5 protein-coding genes are annotated in these 4,853 nt (G+C 75.1%); 3 read left to right on the forward strand and 2 right to left on the reverse strand.

Annotated elements, in window-relative coordinates; all coding sequences use genetic code 11:
- The first annotated feature begins 169 nt into the window (after positions 1–169).
- The 3 genes from BJF79_RS32360 to BJF79_RS32370 all read left to right on the forward strand — a co-directional run bounded on the left by BJF79_RS32360 (position 170) and on the right by BJF79_RS32370 (position 3,493).
- Positions 170–1,579, forward strand: coding sequence for an aldehyde dehydrogenase family protein (locus BJF79_RS32360; RefSeq protein ID WP_262402861.1), 1,410 nt, complete (start codon positions 170–172; stop codon positions 1,577–1,579).
- Between the two features lie 257 nt (positions 1,580–1,836).
- Positions 1,837–2,538, forward strand: coding sequence for a hypothetical protein (locus BJF79_RS32365; RefSeq protein ID WP_262402862.1), 702 nt, complete (start codon positions 1,837–1,839; stop codon positions 2,536–2,538).
- Between the two features lie 100 nt (positions 2,539–2,638).
- The gene (locus BJF79_RS32370) at positions 2,639–3,493 is read left to right on the forward strand and encodes a helix-turn-helix domain-containing protein (protein WP_083734351.1); all 855 of its coding nucleotides are present in this window, start codon (positions 2,639–2,641) and stop codon (positions 3,491–3,493) included.
- Between the two features lie 31 nt (positions 3,494–3,524).
- Here BJF79_RS32370 and BJF79_RS32375 read toward each other — a convergent pair whose 3' ends face one another.
- Positions 3,525–4,403, reverse strand: a complete 879-nt coding sequence (locus BJF79_RS32375) for an LLM class flavin-dependent oxidoreductase (RefSeq protein WP_143220519.1) — start codon at positions 4,401–4,403, stop codon at positions 3,525–3,527.
- 57 nt (positions 4,404–4,460) lie between these two features.
- On the reverse strand, positions 4,461–4,853 hold a 393-nt coding region (locus BJF79_RS32380), incomplete at its 5' end, for a helix-turn-helix domain-containing protein (RefSeq protein WP_143220520.1).

Here is a 4,853-nt window from a genome sequence, read left to right on the forward strand (position 1 = left end):
GCTCGACCGCGTCGCCGGTCTCTGACCGGCGGTCCGACCCCGCACCGGCGGCGTCCCGCGGATTCGCGGGGCGCCCGCCGCTTTCCGTCCGCGGGGCATCTCGTCAAAGCACCGCCCCAAGGTGAATACTGAATCTCGTTCGGTTAGCCCCGGAGTTGGAGGATCAACGGTGTCCGACGAGTTCACGATGACCATCGACGGCCGGGCGGTGGACGCGCCCGCCACCTTCGGCGTGATCGACCCGGCGACCGGCGAGGTGGCGGAGCAGGCGCCCGACGCGTCCCGCGCGCAGCTCGACGCGGCGATGGACTCCGCGAAGGCCGCGTACGCCACGTGGCGCCGCGACGAGTCCGTCCGGCGGGAGGCGCTGCTGGCCGCGGCGAACCTGATGTTCGCCAAGTCCGAGGAGATCGGCCGCGTCATCACGCTGGAGCAGGGCAAGCCGCTCGCCGACGCCACCATGGAGGTCGCCGCGGCGGGCGTCTGGCTCAAGTACTTCGCGGAGCTGGAGCTGCCCCGCGAGATCATCCAGGACGACGACAACGCGCGCGTCGAGGTGCTGCGGCGGCCGATGGGCGTGGTCGCCGCGATCACCCCGTGGAACTTCCCGCTGCTGCTGGCGACCTGGAAGATCGCGCCGGCGCTGCTGGCGGGCAACACGATGGTCCTCAAGCCGTCGCCGTTCACCCCGCTGTCCAGCCTGAAGCTCGGCGCGGCGCTGCGCGACGTGCTGCCGCCCGGCGTGCTCAACGTGGTGACCGGCGGCGACGAGCTGGGCGCGTGGATGACCTCGCACGACGTCCCCCGCAAGGTCAGCTTCACCGGCAGCGTCGCCACCGGCAAGCGGGTCGCCGCGGCGGCCGCGCCCGACCTCAAGCGGGTCACGCTGGAGCTCGGCGGCAACGACCCGGCGATCCTGCTGGACGACGCGGACCCGGCCGCGGTCGCCGACCGCCTGTTCGGCGGCGCCTTCCAGAACAACGGCCAGGTCTGCTCGGCGATCAAGCGGGTGTACGCGCCGGACGCGCTGTACGACGACGTCGTGGACGCCCTCGCCGAGCGCGCGAAGGCCGCCAAGGTCGGGCCCGGCACGCAGGAGGGCGTCCAGTACGGGCCGATCAACAACAAGCCCCAGTTCGAGCGGGTCGGCGAGCTGGTCTCCGAGGCCATCGCCGGAGGCGCCCGCGCGGCGGCGGGCGGCGCGCCGATCGACGGGCCGGGCTACTTCTTCCAGCCGACGATCCTCGCCGACGTCGCCGACGGCGCCCGGATCGTGGACGAGGAGCAGTTCGGGCCCGCGCTGCCGGTGATCCGCTACAGCGACCTGGACGAGGCGCTCGACCGCGCCAACGGCACGCACTTCGGCCTGTCCGGCTCGGTGTGGAGCGCCGACGCCGACCGCGCCGCCGAGGTGGCGGGCCGGCTCGAATGCGGCACCGCCTGGGTCAACACGCACCTCGCGCTGGCCCCGAACCAGCCGTTCGGCGGGTTCAAGTGGAGCGGGCTCGGCGTCGAGAACGGGACGTGGGGCCTGCAGGCGTTCACCGAGCTGCAGGTGGTGCACCGCTCGAAGCTCTGACCCCACCGGCGATCGACGATCGACCGCGAACGAGCGGGGTGCGGGCCCGATCCGCGCCGCCGGACCCGCACCCCGCCGTACGCGTTGTACCGCACGGCGTCCCGCGCCCCCGGGCGCCGCACCGCCGCGCTCCGTCTTGTGTGGAAGGTCACGACTTCAAGTCCGGAAAGTGACATGTCCGCTACTGGCGCCGGGCGCCCGGCCGCCGACACTTGATCAACGGGGGCCGGGCAGTACAGCCGACCGCGGAGGGCCGGATGCACAGGTGGGACGTCATGCGCCAGGACGACGGCGGCAACCGGGTCCGCATGGCGGCGCACGACTCCCGCGTCTCCGCCCTCGCCCACGTCCTGGCGATGGAGAGCGGCGTCCGGCACAAGCAGACGTACTGGGTCGACGGCCCGGCGGGCCCGGCCGTCCGGACGAACCGCGACCTGTACCTGGTGTTCCTGCACCTCGGCCAGGACGCGCGGGCGGCGTCCTGGTCGCTGTCGGCGTTCCTGCGCGCCTTGTGGAAGGTGAGCGTCCCGCTGCGCGACCGCGAGTTCCTCGAACCCGACGACGTCGCGGCGATGTTCGCCGCCGCCGCGACGGTGGCGCCCGCCCCGTTCGACCCCGCGTGGAGCGGCAAGGACCTCGCGCTGCCGGGCCCCGAACCCGGCGGGTACGCCGACTGGGAACGGGTCGTCCTGTCGCAGCTCGCCGACCTGGAGGACTTCCTCGCCGCCCCGCCCGGTCCGCGGGCCCGGTTCGGCGTGGACGCGCCGCGCCCGCCGGGCTCCGGTCGCCCGCGCCGACGCCCGTCCGGTGGTACAACTTCGACCCCGCCACCTACCTCGAGTGCGCGGTCGCCGGGAGCCTCGGCGGCTGGGACGCCGCGGACGGCGCGCCGGAGCCGCTGCCGCCCGGGCCCGGTGCGCCGCCCGTCCGCTCGTACGTCCGCGAGATCCGGTCGATGAGCTGGGCCGAACTCGCCCGGATCGCGGTGTGCGGGCAGGTGTACGAGTAGCGGCCGCGAGCCGCGCGGAACCGTCGGACCCGCGTGGTAGTAGTGGGGTCATGAGCGAGAGGCCGGTCGCGATCATCGACCGGGGCGCCTGGTGGCACGCTCGCGGGCGCCCGCACCCCGCGCTGCGCCCGTTCCTGTCCTCCTACGACGGCTACTGGGAGGAGACGGTCGTCCCGTCCCGGATGCGCACCCTGCCCACCCGCACCGCCGTGGTGGTCGTCAACCTGGGCCCGCCGATGTTCCTGCGGACCCCGGATCCGTCGGGCGGGAACCGCGACTACGGGTCGTTCGTGGCGGGCATGTACGACGGGCCGGGCTTCTACGAGCATCCCGGCGGGCAGGTCGGCGTGCAGCTCGACATCACCCCGCTGGGCGCGTACACGCTGTTCGGCACGCCGCCGGCGCGGTACTCCAACACCGTCCTGGAGCTGTCCGACCTGCTCGGACCGGACGCCGCCGCCCTCGTCGACCGGCTCGCCGGCACGCCCGGCTGGGGCGACCGGTTCGACCTCCTCGACGCCTGCCTGCTGCGCCGCCTGGACGGCGGCCCCGTGCCCGACCCGGAGGTGCGGCGCGCCTGGGAGCTGCTGCTGCGCAGCGGCGGCACCGCGGGCGTCGCCGAACTCGCCGCGGACGTCGGCTGGAGCCGCAAGCACCTGACGCACCGGTTCCGCGAGCAGGCCGGGCTGCCGCCGAAGGCGATGGGCCGGGTCCTGCGGTTCGAGCGCGCCGTCGGGCTGCTCGCCCGCGGCGGCGGCCTGGCCGCCACCGCGTCCGACTGCGGCTACTACGACCAGGCGCACCTCAACCGCGAGTTCCGGACGCTGGCGGGCTGCACCCCCACCGACCTGCTGAACGGCGGAGCCGAACCGCAGCTCCTCACGACCGGCGCCGAACCCCGCTGACGAAACCGGAGGGCCCCGGCGCCCGCGGAGGTCAGCCTCGGTCGGCGGTCGTTCCGTGGTCGGCGGCGATCCGCTCGAACACGGCCGTGTCGGCGTCCCAGCGCGTTCCGGGCCGGGGCCAGTGCAGCACGATGTCGGTGATGCCCAGCTCGCCGTACCGTCCGGCCAGGTCGGCGAACGCCTGCGGCGACTCCAGCCAGGGCTCGTCGGTGAATCCGGTCAGCAGGACGCGGTCCCCGACCTCGCGGCCCTCGGCGTCGTACGCGGCGCGCAGCGCGTCCAGCCGGGACCGGACGACCTCGGACGGCTCGCGTCCGGGGGCTTCGGCGTTGGTGATCCACCCGGCGCCGTGCCGGGCGGCGACCCGCATCCCGCGCGGGCCGTCGGCGGCGATCGCGAACGGGACGCGCGGCCGCTGCACGCACCCCGGGTCCGACACGACCTCGCGGGCGGAGTAGTACTCGCCGTCGAAGGTGGTCTCGGGCCCCCGCAGCAGCCGGTCCAGGAGGGTCGCCCATTCGGCGAACCGCCCGGACCGTTCGGCGGCCGTCCAGTCCGGGCCGCCGAGGACGCCCGCGTCCGACGTCCGGCGAGTGCCGCCCGAGCCGATACCGACGGTGAGCCGCCCGCCGCTCACGTGGTCGATCGTCTTGATCGCGTGCGCGGTCGGCACCGGATGCCGGAAGTTCGGCGACGTCACCATCGTCCCGAGCCGCACCCGCGACGTCACGGCCGCCGCCGCGGCGAGCGTCGTGTACGCGTCGTACCAGGGCGTCGCGCCGCGCCAGGCGAGATGGTCGTACAGCCACGCGTGGTGGAACCCCAGTTCCTCGGCGCGCCGCCACGTCTCCCCCGCCTCCGGCCAGGACTGCATGGGCCACACCACCGTGCCGATCCGAGGTCCGGTCACCGGCTCCCCCTCCGTTCGTTCCGGGCGTCCCGCGGCGGGACGACCGGTCCCACTAGATCACGGACGCGGGCGGCGCGTGCACCGGTCACCCGGCGCGGGCGCGTCCAGCCAGTGGCGCAGCGCCCACCACAGGTGCGCGGCGCGGGCGACCGCCGCGCCGTCCGCCGGGGCTGGCAGCGGACGGCCCGTCAGCTCCTGCAGGCGCCGCACCCGGTACTTGACCGTGTTGCCGTGGACGTGCAGCGCGGCGGCGGTCGGCTCGATGCGGCCGCCGTGGTCGAGGTGGGCGAGGGCCGTCTCGGCGAGCTCCCGGTGGAACGGGTCGCCGGGGTCCAGCCCGGGCAGCAGCGCCGCCGCCAGCAGCGCGCCCAGCTCCGGCTCGGCGTCGGTGACGGTCGCGAGGGCCAGGTCGGCGAGGTCGTGCAGCCGGTCAGGCCCGCGGCGGCGCCG

This window comes from Actinomadura sp. CNU-125 (genome assembly GCF_001942465.1).
Lineage (GTDB): Bacteria > Actinomycetota > Actinomycetes > Streptosporangiales > Streptosporangiaceae > Spirillospora.